This window comes from Ruegeria sp. CDSA221 (assembly GCF_059611825.1).
This window is the reverse complement of record NZ_JBXWPK010000014.1, coordinates 1-16,480: the sequence shown is the minus strand read 5'-3', so window position 1 is coordinate 16,480 and position 16,480 is coordinate 1. Positions and strand designations below refer to the sequence as shown.

The following is a 16,480-nucleotide window of genomic DNA, read 5'->3' as shown; positions in this document are numbered from 1 at the left end:
GAGCATCTTACAGGCTTTGCGCAATCTTGCGGAACATTTCTATGTTAATCTCATTCACGCCAGGGTCTCGAAACTTGCGATCGGCCCCGGTGGACACGATCAGCACCCCGCGCGGCTGGTCGAAATAGATATACTGACCATAGACGCCGCGGGCCATGAACTCGCCCTCATGCGCGCCCACGGGAATCCACCACTGATATCCATAGCCGATCTTGCCCGATGCGGTCGGGGCACTGGGCAGGACCGAAGCGGCGATCCATTCAGCCGGTACCAGTTGCTGCCCATCATGAACCCCGTTTTGCAGGATCATCTGACCGAAACGCGCATAGTCGCGGGTGGTGAAATTCAAGCCCCCCAGAACAAAGGCAACTCCGGCCCCGTCGGTCACGTAATAGCCATCCCGCTCCAACCCAAGCGGCTGCACAATGCGCTCTGTAAGCAGTTCGGCTACGCTGCGACCGGTTGCTCCTCGGACCACCATACCGATAACATGGGTGTCGATTGACACGTATTTCCAGGTTTCTCCAGGTGTTGCGAAACTGTCCTGCAGCGAGGCGGCAAAATCGTCCAGTTCTCGGCCTAAGGCGACCACTCGACCCATCCGGTTGATGTCAGAATTGTAATCCAGATAATCCTCGTTGAAGGTCACACCGCTGGCCATGTTCAACACGTTGCGAATCGTCGTACCATCATAGGCCGTGCCTTTTAGTTTGGGCACGTATTGCACGACAGGATCGTCCAATGAGGCGATTGCGCCTTCGTCCAGCAATATGCCGAACAATGCAGAAAGATAGCTTTTGGCAACCGACCACGAAATGCGTCGATCGTCTGGTGTGGTGCCCAGATAGTATTCCTCAAACCGGATCTGCCCGCCCTGCATCACAAGCAAGGATGTGACCGACCGGTCTTCGATCCATTGATCCGTGCCTGCTGGCAGGTCAAACCCGGGCCCGTAAGGCAATTCCCATGTGGCCCCATCCCCGCGCGGCAAGTTGACGGTTTTGAAAGCTGCATCCATATGCGAGAAATTGTGAACGATCTTTTCGGGGGAAAACAATGAGTTCACCGCCATCAAGCGTTGAATTTCCTCGCGTTTCCAGAACCCGACAACGGCGGCTGCCAGCACAAGCATCAGCGCGATACGCAGCACCCATTTAAACAAAGCTCTCATTTGTCGCCTCCCATGATTGCCGGTATTGGAGCCTGCCCGGGAAAATTCCGCAATCCGGACGTAGGGGCAACGGCAAAGGGTGCTATTTGAACTTGTCCATCAGCTTCTGCATGGCTGACCTGCTGTCCTCGGCGGGTTCGGTAATGGTCTGGGCCGTTGGTTTTGGGTGCTCGGACGGTGACTTGGACGAACGCGGCGGTGCCGTTCGCTGGGCAACGGCGTTCATGAACTTACCGCCATCGCCATTGGCCAGGTGCCTTGCGCCATCTGCAACGCCGCGCAGGACTTCTTCCAACCAGTCGTTGTCAGCCTTCGCGAAATCGCCCAAGACATATGGCGAAACCAATTCTTTCCGCCCGGGATGACCGATCCCAAGGCGCACCCGATCATAGGCTGGGCTGATATGTTCGTGGATTGACCGAAGCCCGTTATGACCGGCATGGCCTCCGCCTGCCTTGACGCGGACCTTACCGGGCGCCAGATCCAATTCATCATGTAGGACAGTGACGTCGGTCGAATCCAACTTGTAAAACCGCATGGCCTCGCCCACCGATTGACCGGACCGGTTCATGAAGGTCTGAGGCTTGATAAGCAAAACCTTTTCTTGACCCAGCCGCCCTTCGGCGATTTCGGCCCGAAATTTGGATTTCCAAGGACCAAAGCCGCAATCCTCGGCGATCCGGTCAACGGCCATAAAGCCAATATTGTGCCGGTTTCGAGCATATTTTGATCCGGGATTTCCCAGGCCGACAAACAGCTTCATCGTCATGTCCTTGTCTCAAGCGCGATATCGCAACTGGTTGATGGCACGGATCGGGGCCGATTTTCCAGCCCAATGGGCAAAAGAAAACGGGACCCCAATGGGGCCCCGTCACAAAAACCGAAACTTTGGATCCGGCCTTATTCTTCTTCGCTTCCGACGACTTCGACTTCATCGGGTGCAACATCACCCTCTTCGCCATCTTCGTCATCGCTTGTAGCCAGGCCGGTTGGGGCCGAGATGTTGGCGATCACAAAGTCACGGTCGATGGTCGGCTTGGTGCCAGCAGGCAGATCGACCGACGAGATGGTGACAACGTCGTTGATGTTCAGACCGGTCAGATCAACGGTGATCTTCTCAGGAATCTCACCAGCGGTACACATCAGCTCGACCTCAGGACGGACAACGGTCAGAACGCCGCCTTTCTTGATGCCGGGGGCCTCTTCCTCGTTGATGAAATCAACCGGAATAAACAGTGCGATCTTGGTGGTCCGACGCAGGCGCATCAGGTCCAGGTGGGTCGGCAGGTCTTTGACAACGTCACGCTGAACGTCGCGGCAGATGACGCGAACGTCTTCCTGGCCTTCAACCTTCAGGTTCCACAATGTCGACTTGAACCGGCCCGCTTTCAGGCGCTTGAACAGTTCGTTGAACGGGATCTGGATCGGCAGCGGCTCTTTGTCGCCACCAAAAACAATGCCCGGAACCATGCCGTCGCGGCGTGCCTGACGAGCGGCGCCCTTGCCTGTCCCCGTCCGTTCCAGAGCTACGAGATCAGGAATCTCTCCAGCCATGATATTTCTCCAATGTTAGGGCGGGTATCCTCCAAGGCTGTATACCCGCGTGAAGCCGCGTCCTTAGCTTGATTCATTGAGTTTGGAAAGGGGTTTTTGCAGCTCGTCTATTTTACGAGGCTCCGTCTCGCGCTCCGAAGTATTTTCGGCCAGATGGAGCAAGGAATCCTTTCTTCAACTGGCTCTAAATATATCGGGCGAGGCGGCCAAAGGGCGACTGGGGTAGAGCCCCATGCGCGCGATCAATCTGTCCAGCTCCCTCCGAAGTCTTTCGGGACAAGCAAATTGTGCCGGCCCAGATCGCTCACATTGCGTTCACCGCAAAGCGCCATGGTCGTATCAAGTTCTTTCTGAATGATCTCAAGTGCCGTGGTCACGCCTTTCTGGCCCATTGCGCCAAGACCGTAAACAAAGGCGCGCCCGATAAAGGTGCCCTTCGCGCCAAGTGCCAGTGCTTTCAGAACGCCCTGGCCAGACCGAATGCCACTGTCCAGATGCACTTCGATGTCGTTTCCGACAGCGTCCATAATCTCGGGCAGGACACGAATGGAACTGAGCGCCCCGTCCAACTGGCGTCCGCCGTGGTTTGAAACCACGATGGCATCGGCGCCCAGCTTGGCGGCCATCTTGGCATCCTCGGAATCCAGGATACCTTTGAGGATCACCTTGCCGCCCCATTGGTTCATCAGCTTTTCAACCTTGCCCCAATCCAGGCTGGGGTCGAATTGTTCCGCCGTCCATGTGCCCAGCGATCTTGTATCAGTGATATTATCAACATGGCCAACAATATTGCCGAAGTTCCGCCGTTTGGCGCCTAACATTTCGATGCCCCAGGCCCATTTTGTCATCAGATTGGCGATGGTCTTGGGCGTCAGCTTTGGCGGCGCGGACAGACCATTCTTTAGGTCCTTGTGGCGCTGCCCGAGTATTTGCAAGTCCAGGGTGATCACAAGGGCCGAACATTTTGCATCCTTGGCGCGTTGGATCAGTCGAGAGACATAGTCCTGGTCCTTCATGGTGTAGAGTTGGAACCAGAAGGGCGCAGTGGTGTTCTCGGCCACCTCCTCGATAGAATTGATTGACATCGTGGACAGGGTAAAGGGGACGCCAAAAGCCTCGGCTGCTTTGGCGGCTTTGATCTCACCATCCGCGTGCTGCATGCCGGTCAGACCAACGGGGGCAAGGGCAACAGGCATGGTAACATCCTGTCCGATCATCTGCGACGCCGTCGTGCGCCCGGTCATATCAACCGCTACTCGCTGGCGCAGGCGGATATCTTCGAAATCCGAGCTGTTATCGCGAAAGGTCTGCTCGGTCCAGCTGCCGCTTTCGGCATAGTCAAAGAACATGCGTGGGACGCGTCGTTCATAGATGTGTTTGAGGTCTTGGATATTGGTGATGACGGGCATGAGATGCGGCTTTCGAAAGATTGGTCCTTTTTCTTTACCAATTTTTCGAAAGCCTCGCAACGCCACGTTTCCGTGCGCAACGTTAGGTGCAATAGAAAAACCGCAGCCGGGTTGCGCCGACTGCGGTCAAGATTGCGAAACTGGTCGTTGGATCAGGCCGAATGTGCCCCATCTGCCAGCGATTTGACAAAATCCAGAACTTCACCAACCGACTTCCCGGCGGCGATCTGGCTGACAATGGCCGAGCCGACCACAGCGCCATCGGCAACAGTTGCGATTGCCCGCGATTTTTCCGGGGTATTGATTCCAAAGCCCACGATCACTGGCAAATCCGTGGCGGATTTGATCCGAGAGACCTCGGGGCCTACATTCGTGGCTTGGGCTTCGGCTGCGCCTGTGATCCCCGTGATCGAGACGTAATACACAAATCCCGAAGTGTTCTGAAGAACGCGCGGAAGCCGTTTGTCATCCGTTGTCGGCGTGGCGAGGCGGATAAAATTCATTCCAGCCGCCTGTGCAGGCAGACAAAGTTCGTCATCTTCTTCGGGGGGCAGGTCAACGATGATCAGGCCGTCGATGCCAGCCTCAGTAGCGTCCGCCAGAAACCTTTCCACGCCGCGGCTGTAGATGGGATTGTAATACCCCATTAGCACAATAGGCGTTGTATCATCCGTTTCCCGAAAAGCACGTGCAAGATCCAGTGTGCGTTGCAGGGTCATCCCGCCCTCTAGGGCGCGTTGTCCTGCTGCCTGGATGGTCGGACCATCCGCCATCGGGTCGGTGAACGGCAGCCCAAGTTCGATCACGTCGACACCGGCACCGGGCAAGCCCCTGACGATCTCAAGCGAGGTGTCGAAATCGGGGTCACCGGCCATGATGTAGGATACGAAGGCCTTTTTGCCCTCGGCCTTGAGGGCGGCGAACTTGGCGTCGATACGGGTCATCTGCGGTCCTTGCATACGGATTTGAACCTGATGTGCAGAAACTTTGCACGGAAATCAATCCCGCCGCGCCAGATTGCTTCAGAACCCGTAGTGATAACGCATGAACACTGAGTTGACGCCGGGATTGAAACTGTCCGTGCTCGCGTTCGAATTATGGGTGATGGCCAGCGAGAGCTTGTTTCCATTTTCCAGGGCATATCCAATTCCGAAAAGGCTGCGGATCTGGAAATTTCCGCCGAGATCATTGTCATCATTTGAGGCGTTGTAGTAGCCAGGCATCACGCTGGCCTCTGCGAACCACCGGTCAGAGATAGTATAGAGACCGACCAAACCGGCGCCAATATGCGTGTCGGCTTCTGCATCCACCGTCAGAGCCACACCCCAGCCAGCACTGAGGCGCGTGGCTTTGTGAAACGGGCTGTGCTGATATTCCAGTGACACGACCGCCTGATCATTGCTGCTGGTGTGGGTGAAATCCGCATATCCTGCTCCCAATACGATGGACTGCCCGTGTGCCATGGTCGTGGTGGCCAGCAAAGTGCTCATTAAGAAAAGTGTTTTCATCTCGGTACTTCTTGGTTTTCTCAACTCCCTGTCAGTTGGTGACGCGGCAGTGGCAAAATCAAGTATTCGAAGTACACGTTTGATTAACAGATAAGTGATGTTGCAACTGGGACTCGACCTGTTGCCGCCGTCCGGGTTGCGCATTTGCCCGGACGTGAATAGAAGACGCCGTCGTATCGCTTCAGGAGGCCGAGATGGGCTTTAAAATGGGAATCGTGGGTTTGCCGAATGTGGGCAAGTCGACTCTCTTCAATGCGCTGACCAAGACAGCGGCTGCTCAGGCGGCGAATTTCCCGTTCTGCACCATTGAACCCAATGTGGGCGATGTGGCGGTGCCCGATGACCGGCTGGACAAGCTGGCGGCGATTGCAAGTTCAAAGCAGATCATCCCGACGCGAATGACGTTTGTGGATATCGCGGGCCTCGTAAAGGGCGCGTCAAAGGGCGAGGGGTTGGGCAACCAGTTTCTGGCCAACATCCGTGAGACTGACGCCATCGCTCATGTGTTGCGCTGCTTCGAAGATGGTGATGTGACCCATGTCGATGGCCGCGTCGATCCCGTGGCGGATGCCGATACGATTGAGACCGAACTGATGCTGGCCGATCTGGAAAGCATCGAAAAGCGCCGTGCCAATCTGGTGCGCAAGCTGAAGGGCAACGACAAAGAGGCACAGCAACAGGAACGTTTGCTTGCCGAAGCGCAGGCCATGCTGGAAGACGGCAAACCCGCGCGTCTGGTCGAAGTTAGCGACGAAGACGACAAGGCGTGGAAAATGCTGCAACTGCTGACCACCAAACCGGTTCTCTATGTCTGCAACGTCTCGGAAGAAGAGGCTGCCGAGGGCAATGAATATTCAGCCCGTGTGGCTGAAATGGCCGCAGCGCAAGGCAACTCGCACGTCATTATCAGTGCCAAGATCGAAGAAGAGATTAGCCTGCTGGAAGAGGACGAAGCGCAGATGTTCCTCGAGGAAATGGGGCTGGAAGAGCCAGGTCTCGACCGTCTGATCCGCGCAGGCTACGACCTGCTGAAGCTGGAAACCTATTTCACCGTCGGCCCGAAAGAAGCCCGTGCCTGGACCATCCGCACCGGCACCGCCGCGCCGCAGGCTGCTGGCGTCATCCATGGCGATTTCGAAAAGGGTTTCATCCGTGCTGAAACGATCGCCTATGACGACTATGTTTCGGCAAACGGAGAGCAAGGCGCCAAAGAGGCAGGCAAGATGCGCGCCGAAGGCAAGGGCTATGTCGTCAAGGATGGCGATGTGATGCACTTCTTGTTTAATACTTAAGCGCCTTGGCATTGCGAACTGCAGAAAAGTCAGATGCCTCCAGTATCGCTGCCATCTCGATTGAGGTATGGATCGGAACCTACCTCAAACATGGTGTCAGTGGGATTTTTGCAGATTTCGCCTTGTCGGAATTCACGGCAAGCAAAGTATTAGAACAGATTCAAAACCCGCATGAATTCGTTCTGGTGTCCGACAATAACCAGGGGATTGACGGGTTAATCCGTGTTTCCCCTGCACGCAGCGCCCCTGTTTCCGGGGGGTGGGGAATGGAGATATCGACATTCTACGTCCAGCCGCGCCATCACGGAAAAGGCATCGGAAGTCGTCTTTTGGCAGCCGCGCTGGAACATTGCCGGGATCAGGGGGCAGATTTGGTCTGGCTGATGACCAATGCTGAAAACGCCTCGGCCATCAAGTTCTATCTGGCCAAGGGTTTTGAGTTCATTGGAGAGACCCACTTTCAGATCGACGATCAGAAGTATTTGAACAACGTCTATGCGTTGCACTTTTCCTGATCAGGGAATGAGGCCTCTTTCCAGACCAAATATTCTGGAAGATGGTCTTCTTTCTCTCTGCTTCAAGCGTTCATGCGCTTTGTGGCATCTTCCAGAATGAGGTCCGCGCCGCGCACGGCCAGCATCATCACAGGCGCATTGGTGTTGCCTGAGGTGATGCTCGGAAACGAGGACGCGTCGACCACCCTAAGGCCTGCCACCCCATGCACCCGCAGTCGAGAATCCAGAACTGAATCCTGTTCCGATGTCCCCATGCGACATGTACAGCTTGGATGAAATATAGTTCCGGCGTTGGCGCGGAAATTCTCTAACATCTGGTCGTCATTCATCCGCGTAACATCTGGTTCTATCCTGGTCCGCGTAACACTGCGGATCGCCTCAGTCTGCGCTAGTTTCTGTAATACCCGACCCGCTTTGATAGCCATGTCGCAGTCATGGTTTGTGGAGAGAGAGTTCGGTTGGATGGCGGGTGCATCCATGGGATCTGCCGAACGGATGTTGATCTCCCCTCTGCTTGTCGGCCTGCAGGGCTGGGCGCACAGAAGAAAGCCTGCTTCGGTATCAACGCCCGGCTGTCCTTTGGTGTCGGTCTTATAGGACATCGGATTGCAATAGATTTGCATATCAGCAAATTCGGCGGTTTCGTCCGAACGCACAAAGCCGCTGACCTGGTTGACGGGGACGCTGAGTGGCCCGCTGCGGGTCAACAGATAACGAATACCTGACAACATCTGTCCCAACCGATTGCCAAGCGTATTATTCAATGTCGGCTCGGTCGCATGAAAGAAATGGGATATGCCAAGATGATCCTGCAATCCCTGTCCAACCTGCGACAGGTTATGGCGCACTTTGATGCCGTGCCTTTTCAACAGGTTCGCAGGCCCGATCCCCGAAAGCTGCAAGAGCTGTGGCGAGTTTACGGCTCCAGCAGATAGGATAACTTCACGGGTCGCCATGGCCTCGGCCATTTGACCCCCGACACGATAGCGAACACCGGTGGCTTTGCCTTGATCCAGAATGACGTTCTGCACCAGAGCATTAGATACCACCCGCAGATTGCCGCGTTTCAAGGCAGGGCGCAGGAACGCAGCAGCGGATGACCAGCGGCGACCTTTTTTGACGGTGCTGCGAAGGTTCATCATCCCTTCGGCGTCCTGACCGTTCAGATTGTCCGAAACATGCCAGCCCATCTGCCGTGAGGCCTCTAGAAAGTGGCGCGAAAACGGGTGTATGCCCTCACTGACATCACTGACCACAAGGGGTCCGCCCGTTGACGAAGGTGTTTCGTGGCCCTGGCCTTTTTCGACGTGGGTCTCGATCGCCTCATATGTCTGGCGAACTGTTTCCCAGTTCCAACCCTCTGCGCCTGCCTTGGCCCAGTCATCAAAATCATGCGAGAGGCCTCGCAAATATGCCATGGCGTTGATCGAGCTTGATCCGCCAATAACCCGTCCGCGCGGCCAATAGGCCTGACGGTTGTTCAACCCGGGATCAGCCTGGGCAGAGTAACACCAGTTCACCTTGGGATCGTTGAAGGTTTTGCCGTATCCCAGCGGTACATTGATCCAGAAACGGCGATCGGTTCCGCCGGCTTCTATCAGCAACACTTTATGGCTGCCACACGCGCTCAGCTTGTTTGCCAGCACGCAGCCGGCAGATCCGGCGCCCACGATGATATAGTCGAAGGTCTGCGTCATCTCGAACCGTTTTGGGTAATAGGCTCCATGATTTGCACGCAAAGATTGTCAATACAAACAATGTATATTATCCATTAGGCATAATATTCATTGAAGGTAAGAAATGGCGAAACTGCCCCATGTCACCTGGTTGCGGGCTTTTGAAGTTGCCGCGCGTCACAACAGTTTCTCTGCGGCAGCAGAGGAGCTGGGGCTGACATCAGCGGCCGTCAGTCAGCAGATACGGTTGTTAGAGAAGCATCTAAACGTATCCCTGTTCGAACGCTTGCCGCGCGGGGTTGCCCTGACCGAAATCGGGCGGGCCTATGCGATGCCGGTTCAAAAGACGTTTTCCGAGTTAAGAGACGCAACCAGCGGCCTTTTCACCAATTCCCGCAGGCGGGTGGTCAAAATACGGGCCTCCATCTCATGTGCGGGGCTGGTAATCGCACCAAGACTGGCTGAGTTTGAAGACCTGCACCCCGACATCAAAGTGGACCTCTCCACCTTCGTCTGGGCGAACCGGTTTGGAGAGGAAGAAAGCGATATTGATATCCGGTTCGGCTATGGTGACTGGGATGACGGGATCGTCTCGCATCTGGGCCATGAATGTGCGGTGCCGGTCTGCCATCCCGATTATGCGGCATCTTTTGGCGCAGATCTGAGCATTCAAAATCTGGCCCAGGGCCGGGTCGTCACAATCAAAGGGTCCGAGAATGACTGGATGAGATTGTCCGATCAATACACGCTCAATTTGGGCGCGCCCTCCAGAACGCTTCGAATGGATTCGTCACTTTTGGCCTTGCAGGCCGTCACGGCGGGGCAGGGCGCGGCCATGGTATTAGAAAGCTTTGCCCATGAGTACATTAAGCAGGGTTTGCTGGTGGCACCCTTTGATTACCGCCTGCCCATTCAGCCTTCGCACTATCTGGTTAAACGCAAAGGCGCTGAAGACCGCATCGAGGTACAGGTTTTCGCAAGTTGGGTGACGTCACTCTATTAGCGGGCTATTCCAGCGATACCCAAAGCACACGGGCATCTTCAGTACTGGTTGAAATACAGCCGTGCCCCATTCCACTGTCATAATAGAGCGAGTCCCCGGCTTTCATCGGCAGCGGACGGTAGTGTTCCGACACAAAAGTCAGCTCTCCGCTGAGGACAAACATGAACTCTTCTCCAGAATGGCGAATCCAGTTATCAAATTCGGAAATGTCGCGCGCCTTGATTGTCGCGATATAGGGCAGCATCCGTTTGCTGGTCAGCTCTGAACACAGCAACTCATGGATATATGTGGAGGTGTCCTTGATCTCACCGTCGCCCTTGGGCGTATAATCGCGACGGCCTGATATACCCGATTGACCGGACTGTAGAAACAGCTGCGGTGTACTGAGGTCAAGCGCCTGTGTGAGCCGCCGAACAATATCAAAGCTGGGCTTTGTCTGGTTGTTTTCGATTTTTGACAGGGTTGATCGACCGATCCCGGCAGCACGACCGGCTTCTTCCAATGTCCAGCCTTTTGCACGGCGCGCGTCGCGGATCGAGCGGCCCAGAGCCATACCCTCGTCCTGATCGTCCATTCCGGAAACATCCGTTAAATTCTCTTCTGCCACGTGAAATCCCCCTGTTTTATCGATGCTTGCATAATTTCCAATCAAAATCAAATTCACCATTGTAAGAAAAATGTTGCCTTAAGGATGAAAATTCCACTATAGGAAACAAAGTTTCGCAATTTGGATTCGGAACCGTGGGAGGAGACCATGTTTAAAACGTCGCTGGCTGAGGCCGATCCGGTAATCTCTGCGTCGATTTCCCGTGAGGGTGGCCGTCAGGCGGATCAGATCGAACTGATCGCATCTGAAAACATCGTCTCGCAGGCGGTGATTGATGCGCAGGGGTCTGTGCTGACCAACAAATACGCCGAAGGGTATCCCGGTCGCCGGTATTACGGTGGCTGCGAATATGTCGACGAGGTCGAATCCGAAGCTATCGAGCGGTTGAAGAAACTGTTTGGGTGCGAATACGCAAACGTACAACCTCATTCCGGTGCTCAGGCGAATGGAGCGGTCAAGCTGGCGCTGCTTAGCCCCGGTGACACGATACTGGGTATGTCGCTGGATGCTGGCGGGCACCTGACCCACGGCGCGAAACCCGCGCAATCGGGCAAATGGTTCCGTCCGGTGCAATACGGTCTGAACGATGCCGGGCTGATTGATTATGATCAGGTCGAGGCATTGGCAGAAGCTGAGAAGCCCAAGTTGATCATCGCGGGCGCATCGGCCTATTCGCAGAAAATCGACTTTGCGCGCTTTCGGGCAATCGCTGACAAGGTTGGGGCCTGGCTGCTGGCAGATATGGCGCATATCGCGGGGCTGGTGGCGACTGGGCTGCATCCGTCGCCTGTTGGCCACGCTCATGTGGTAACGTCGACCACTCATAAGACCCTACGTGGACCACGCGGTGGGATCATCCTGACCAATGATGAAACACTCGCCAAAAAGATCAACTCGGCTGTGTTTCCGGGTCTGCAGGGTGGCCCGCTGATGCATGTGATCGCGGGCAAGGCCGTAGCCTTTGGTGAAGCTTTGAAGCCTGAGTTCAAAACCTACATGCAGCGCGTAGTCGACAGCGCGGCGGCTTTGGCGAATGTGATGATGGCGCGAGGCTGTGACATCGTTTCTGGCGGAACCGAGAACCATCTGATGTTGGTCGATCTGCGCCCCATCGGCGTGACCGGCAAAGATGCCGAAGCCGCTCTTGAGCGTGCAGGTTTTACCTGCAACAAAAACAGTGTTCCCGGCGATCCGCAAAAGCCAACGATTACCAGTGGTATTCGTCTGGGCACCGCTGCCGGATGCAGCCGTGGATTTGGCCCCGAAGAGTTTACGACGATCGGTCATCTGATTGGCAACGTGCTGGACGCTTTGGCTCAGTCTTCTGACGGGGATGCGACCGTCGAAAAAGAAACTCGTGAAAAAGTCCGCGCCCTGTGCGCGAGCCATCCGATCTATTGAGGTTAAATCATGAGCACCTATGACCTGATCGTTATTGGCGGTGGCCCCGGCGGATATGTAGCGGCCATTCGTGCCGCTCAACTGGGCATGAATGTCGCTTGCGTCGAGGGGCGGGGTGCTCTTGGCGGGACCTGTCTGAATGTGGGGTGCATACCCTCCAAAGCGTTGCTGACCTCCTCGGCCAAATATGCCGAGATCAGCCATCTCTCCTCCCATGGCATTGAGGTCGAGGGGGCCAGCATCGACATCGGCGCGATGATGGGGCGCAAGGACAAGATCGTTGGTGACCTGACCAAAGGGATCGGATTCCTGTTCAAAAAGAACGGTATCGACCTGATCGAAGGTTGGGCCAGTATTCCGGCTGCAGGGCAGGTTCAGGTCGGCGACACGATCCATGAGGCAAAGAACATCCTGATCGCCACCGGGTCCGAGCCGACCTCGCTGCCGGGGATTGAGATTGACGAGCAAGATATCCTCAGCTCGACCGGGGCGATTGCGCTGGACACCGTGCCGGATCATCTGGTGGTGATCGGTGCCGGTGTCATCGGATTGGAACTGGGTCAGGTCTGGGCGCGTCTGGGTGCCAAAGTCACGGTGGTTGAATATCTCGACCGTGTTCTGCCCGGCATTGATGGAGAGATCGCCAAGCTGGCACAGCGCGCCCTGTCAAAGCGCGGGTTGAAATTCCAACTGGGCAGGGCGCTGAAATCGGTCGGGAAAACCGACGCCGGCTTGTCCCTGATCGTGGACCGGGTCGGTAAGGACAAGGAAGAAGTGATTGAGGCCGACAAGGTCCTGATCGCTGTAGGCCGCCGCCCTGTGACGCGCGGACTGGGGTTGGACGCGCTTGGCGTTGCCCTGAGCGCGCGCGGCTTCATCGAGGTTGATGGCACATTCCAGACTTCGGTGCCCGGTATCTATGCGATTGGTGATTGTGTGCCAGGGCCAATGCTGGCGCATAAGGCCGAAGAAGATGGCGTCGCCTGTGTTGAAATACTGGCCGGTCAGGCCGGACATGTGGATTACAACACTGTTCCGGGCGTGGTTTATACCGACCCCGAAGTTGCCTCGGTCGGATTGACCGAAGAAGCGCTTAAAGAAGCGGGGACAGAATATTCCGTGGGCAAGTTCGCCTTCATGGCCAATTCTCGGGCGCGTTCGACCGGTGAAACGGATGGTGCGGTCAAGGTTCTGGCTGGCGATGACGGTCAAATCCTGGGCGCGCATATCTGCGGCGCGCATGGCGGTGACCTGATTGCCGAGCTGGTTCTGGCCATGACCAAAGGCGCAACAGTTGCTGAAGTTGCCGCAACCTGTCATGCACACCCTGCCATGGGCGAGGCGGTCAAAGAGGCCTGCCTTGACGCCCTGGGCCGTGCGATTCACGCTTAACGAGGATCAGCCAGATGACCATCCAGCTTCGCCCTCGTCACCCGGAAAAAGCCAAAAAGGCTGACAGTGTCATTCCGCGTAAACCGAAATGGATTCGGAAGAAACGGGTTGAAAGCGCAGAATATTACGAAACCCGCCGCCTGATGCGTGACCATAATCTGGCGACCGTTTGCGAAGAAGCTGCTTGCCCAAATATCGGTGAATGCTGGTCCAAGCGCCACGCCACCATGATGATCATGGGCGAGGTCTGTACCCGCGGCTGTTCCTTCTGCAACGTTGCAACTGGCCGCCCCGACGCTCTGGACCAGTTCGAACCCGGCCGTGTGGCCGTTGCGGTGAAAAAGCTGGGCCTGCGTCATGTCGTGATCACCTCGGTTGACCGGGATGATCTGGCTGATGGCGGCGCTGAACATATTGCCCAAACCATCCGTGCTGTGCGCCACCAGAATCCCGGCACAACGGTAGAAGTTCTGACCCCCGACTTTCTGGGCAAAGGGGACGCGGCCGATCTGGTATTTGCGGCCGCCCCCGACGTATTCAATCACAATCTCGAAACGGTTCCGCATCTGTATCCCACGGTGCGTCCGGGCGCGCGGTATTACACTTCGCTGCGTCTGTTGGACGATGCCAAGCGCGCCAATCCCGAGATCTTTACCAAATCCGGCCTGATGGTCGGGCTGGGTGAAAGCCTGAGCGATGTACGGCAGGTGATGGATGACCTGCGCGCCGCGAATGTCGATTTTCTGACAGTGGGGCAATATCTGCAGCCGACCGCAAAACATCACCCGATTGACCGGTTTTGGACACCGGAAGAATTCGCCCAGCTTGAGCAGATCGCACGCTCAAAGGGCTTTCTGCACGTGTCAGCCACGCCGCTGACCCGTTCGTCGTTCCACGCGGACGAAGACTTTGCCGCCCTCAAGCAAGCTCGCCAAAGGGCGATTGCTGCCGGGGCATAATCCAAACGCGCTAGGGAGGAATACCATGGAAGCGTTAAATTCAATCGTAGGGGCCATCAATGGCGTCGTGTGGGGGCCGCTGATGCTGGTCCTCATTCTTGGCGTTGGCTTCTTCCTGCAGGTGGGGCTGAAATTCATGCCGATCCTGCGTATCGGCACGGGCTTTAAGCTGCTGTTTGCCGGTCGAGAAAGTCAGGGCGATGGGCAGATCAGCCCGTTCAACGCACTGATGACGTCGCTGTCGGCGACCATTGGTACGGGTAACATCGCCGGTGTTGCTACTGCTGTCTTCCTGGGCGGTCCGGGCGCTTTGTTCTGGATGTGGATGACCGCCCTGGTGGGCATGGCCACCAAATATGCCGAGGCTGTTCTGGCGGTGAAATACCGTGAGAAGGACGAGCTGGGCAACTTTGTCGGTGGTCCGATGTACTACATCAAGAACGGTCTGGGTGCGAAATGGGCCTGGCTGGGTGTTGCATTTGCCCTGTTCGGCGCAGTTGCAGCCTTTGGTATCGGCAACGGTGTGCAAGCCAATGGTGTTGCACAGGTTCTCGAAGCCAATTTCGGCCTGAATACCTCGGTCACCGGTGTGGTGCTGATGGTTCTGACCGCCGCTGTAATCTTGGGTGGTATCACGCGTATCGGTGCCGTTGCCGGTAAACTGGTTCCGTTCATGGCGATTGCCTATATCATCGCGGGTCTGCTGGTTCTGTTGATCAATATCGGTGAAATCGGCAATGCTGTGTCGTTGGTCTTCACCTACGCCTTCACACCCTCGGCCGCCGAAGGTGGCTTTGCGGGCGCCGCCGTTTGGGCCGCCATTCGCTTTGGTGTGGCACGCGGTGTCTTTTCGAACGAAGCCGGTCTGGGTTCCGCCCCGATCGCGCACGCAGCAGCCGAAACCAAAGGTCCGGTAAACCAGGGCCTGATCGCGATGCTGGGAACGTTCATCGACACTATCATCGTCTGCTCGATCACCGGTTTGGCAATCATCGCCTCGGGTGCGTGGACCACGGGTGAATCCGGTGCCGCGTTGACTTCGGCCGCCTTCGAAATGTCGTTGCCGGGCATTGGTGGCTACTTGATCGCCATTGCGCTGTCGATCTTTGCCTTTACCACCATCCTCGGTTGGTCGTTCTATGGCGAAAAATGCGTCGAGTTCCTGTTGGGTGTGAAATCTTTGGTGCCATACCGCGTCTTGTGGATTATCATGATCTACTTTGGTGCAACCGCGGATCTGGGTTTCATCTGGCTGCTGGCTGACACGCTGAACGCCATGATGGCCATCCCGAACCTGATCGCCCTGGCCTTGCTGAGCCCCATCGTCTTCAAACTGACGAAAGAGTTCTTTGCCTCCGGTGGCAAGTCTGAAGAGCCGGGTGGCACGCCTGCCGAATAAACCGGGCACTGAAAACCTACGGGGGGCCATTCCGGCCCCCCGACTTGAAACAGAATTCCTATCTCGAGGAGAGGCGTGATGGCCACGAAAATCCTGCTGCCGATTGATCACTCTGACGACCGTTCCTGGAAACAGGCATTGCCGGTCGCATTGGAACAGGCGAAATTCTACGGTGCCGAACTGCACGCGGTCGCCGTCATCCCCGAGATCATCCAGCTTCCGAACCTGCCTGCCAATTATGGCGCGGGCGCCAGAGAACATGTGCGCAACGCGGTTCAGACCATTTTGGACAATGGTGGCGCTGCGGGCGTAGCTATCCATGTCCAAGAGGGCAGCGTCTACCGCGAAATTCTGAAGTTCGCTCACAAAGAGAGCTTCGACATGATCGTCATGGCGTCGACCAAGGGCGATTTCCCGAATTATGAAATTGGTCCGAACCTGGCACGCGTGGTGCGCAATGCGCATTGCACCGTCATGGTTGTTCGTGACCAGTCCCGCTGATCGAAAGGTACCTGAAATGACGGATATTAAGCGCACGCCTTTGCATGGTTTGCATGTTGAGTTGGGTGGGAAGTTGGTTGATTTTGCGGGCTG

16 protein-coding genes are annotated in these 16,480 nt (G+C 56.2%); 8 read left to right on the top strand and 8 right to left on the bottom strand.

Annotated features, from left to right (window positions below; all coding sequences use genetic code 11):
- Positions 1 to 7: 7 nt before the first annotated feature.
- From AC2FJ5_RS17455 to AC2FJ5_RS17430, 6 genes are all read right to left on the bottom strand, one after another.
- On the bottom strand, positions 8 to 1,171 hold the full coding sequence (locus AC2FJ5_RS17455; RefSeq protein WP_496692952.1) for a serine hydrolase domain-containing protein: 1,164 nt from the start codon (positions 1,169 to 1,171) through the stop codon (positions 8 to 10).
- Between the two features lie 82 nt (positions 1,172 to 1,253).
- On the bottom strand, positions 1,254 to 1,934 hold the full coding sequence (gene pth, locus AC2FJ5_RS17450) for an aminoacyl-tRNA hydrolase (protein WP_496794202.1): 681 nt from the start codon (positions 1,932 to 1,934) through the stop codon (positions 1,254 to 1,256).
- Positions 1,935 to 2,071: 137 nt separating this feature from the next.
- Complete coding sequence (locus AC2FJ5_RS17445) at positions 2,072 to 2,725, bottom strand: 50S ribosomal protein L25/general stress protein Ctc (protein ID WP_496692954.1); 654 nt, start codon at positions 2,723 to 2,725, stop codon at positions 2,072 to 2,074.
- A gap of 242 nt (positions 2,726 to 2,967) precedes the next feature.
- Positions 2,968 to 4,134 carry an alpha-hydroxy acid oxidase gene (locus AC2FJ5_RS17440; RefSeq protein ID WP_496794143.1) on the bottom strand — a complete coding sequence of 389 codons (1,167 nt, stop codon included), beginning with the start codon at positions 4,132 to 4,134 and terminating at the stop codon, positions 2,968 to 2,970.
- Positions 4,135 to 4,286: 152 nt separating this feature from the next.
- Positions 4,287 to 5,078, bottom strand: coding sequence for a tryptophan synthase subunit alpha (trpA, locus tag AC2FJ5_RS17435; RefSeq protein ID WP_496790183.1), 792 nt, complete (start codon positions 5,076 to 5,078; stop codon positions 4,287 to 4,289).
- Between the two features lie 78 nt (positions 5,079 to 5,156).
- On the bottom strand, positions 5,157 to 5,624 hold the full coding sequence (locus AC2FJ5_RS17430) for an acyloxyacyl hydrolase (RefSeq protein WP_496794142.1): 468 nt from the start codon (positions 5,622 to 5,624) through the stop codon (positions 5,157 to 5,159).
- Between the two features lie 212 nt (positions 5,625 to 5,836).
- On the opposite strand from AC2FJ5_RS17430, the gene ychF reads away from it, so the two are divergent.
- Both ychF and AC2FJ5_RS17420 read left to right on the top strand, forming a co-directional pair.
- Positions 5,837 to 6,934 (top strand): redox-regulated ATPase YchF, encoded by a 1,098-nt coding sequence (ychF, locus tag AC2FJ5_RS17425; protein ID WP_281995894.1) that lies wholly within the window; start codon positions 5,837 to 5,839, stop codon positions 6,932 to 6,934.
- A gap of 11 nt (positions 6,935 to 6,945) precedes the next feature.
- A complete protein-coding gene (locus AC2FJ5_RS17420) occupies positions 6,946 to 7,449 on the top strand; it encodes a GNAT family N-acetyltransferase (protein ID WP_496794141.1) in 504 nt (167 codons plus the stop codon).
- Between the two features lie 62 nt (positions 7,450 to 7,511).
- Here the strand turns inward: AC2FJ5_RS17420 and AC2FJ5_RS17415 are convergent, their stop codons facing one another.
- Positions 7,512 to 9,146: a GMC family oxidoreductase gene (locus AC2FJ5_RS17415; RefSeq protein WP_496794200.1), complete on the bottom strand. Its 1,635-nt coding sequence runs from the start codon at positions 9,144 to 9,146 to the stop codon at positions 7,512 to 7,514.
- A gap of 103 nt (positions 9,147 to 9,249) precedes the next feature.
- Here AC2FJ5_RS17415 and AC2FJ5_RS17410 point away from each other — a divergent pair, with 103 nt between their 5' ends.
- Positions 9,250 to 10,128, top strand: a complete 879-nt coding sequence (locus AC2FJ5_RS17410; RefSeq protein WP_496704111.1) for a LysR substrate-binding domain-containing protein — start codon at positions 9,250 to 9,252, stop codon at positions 10,126 to 10,128.
- A gap of 4 nt (positions 10,129 to 10,132) precedes the next feature.
- On the opposite strand, the gene AC2FJ5_RS17405 is transcribed toward AC2FJ5_RS17410, so the two are convergent.
- A complete protein-coding gene (locus AC2FJ5_RS17405; protein WP_282022285.1) occupies positions 10,133 to 10,702 on the bottom strand; it encodes a helix-turn-helix domain-containing protein in 570 nt (189 codons plus the stop codon).
- Positions 10,703 to 10,882: 180 nt separating this feature from the next.
- Between AC2FJ5_RS17405 and glyA the strand changes: the two genes are divergently transcribed.
- The 5 genes from glyA (at position 10,883) to AC2FJ5_RS17380 (ending at position 16,387) form a co-directional block, all read left to right on the top strand.
- Entirely contained in the window at positions 10,883 to 12,136 is a 1,254-nt protein-coding gene (glyA, locus tag AC2FJ5_RS17400; RefSeq protein WP_496794139.1) for a serine hydroxymethyltransferase, read from the top strand.
- 9 nt (positions 12,137 to 12,145) lie between these two features.
- Positions 12,146 to 13,528, top strand: a complete 1,383-nt coding sequence (gene lpdA / locus AC2FJ5_RS17395; RefSeq protein WP_496794138.1) for a dihydrolipoyl dehydrogenase — start codon at positions 12,146 to 12,148, stop codon at positions 13,526 to 13,528.
- A 14-nt stretch (positions 13,529 to 13,542) separates the two neighbouring features.
- Positions 13,543 to 14,487: a lipoyl synthase gene (lipA, locus tag AC2FJ5_RS17390; RefSeq protein WP_496752447.1), complete on the top strand. Its 945-nt coding sequence runs from the start codon at positions 13,543 to 13,545 to the stop codon at positions 14,485 to 14,487.
- Between the two features lie 25 nt (positions 14,488 to 14,512).
- A complete protein-coding gene (locus tag AC2FJ5_RS17385) occupies positions 14,513 to 15,886 on the top strand; it encodes an alanine/glycine:cation symporter family protein (RefSeq protein WP_282022286.1) in 1,374 nt (457 codons plus the stop codon).
- Positions 15,887 to 15,964: 78 nt separating this feature from the next.
- Positions 15,965 to 16,387, top strand: coding sequence for a universal stress protein (locus AC2FJ5_RS17380; protein WP_496794137.1), 423 nt, complete (start codon positions 15,965 to 15,967; stop codon positions 16,385 to 16,387).
- The last annotated feature ends 93 nt before the right edge of the window (positions 16,388 to 16,480 follow it).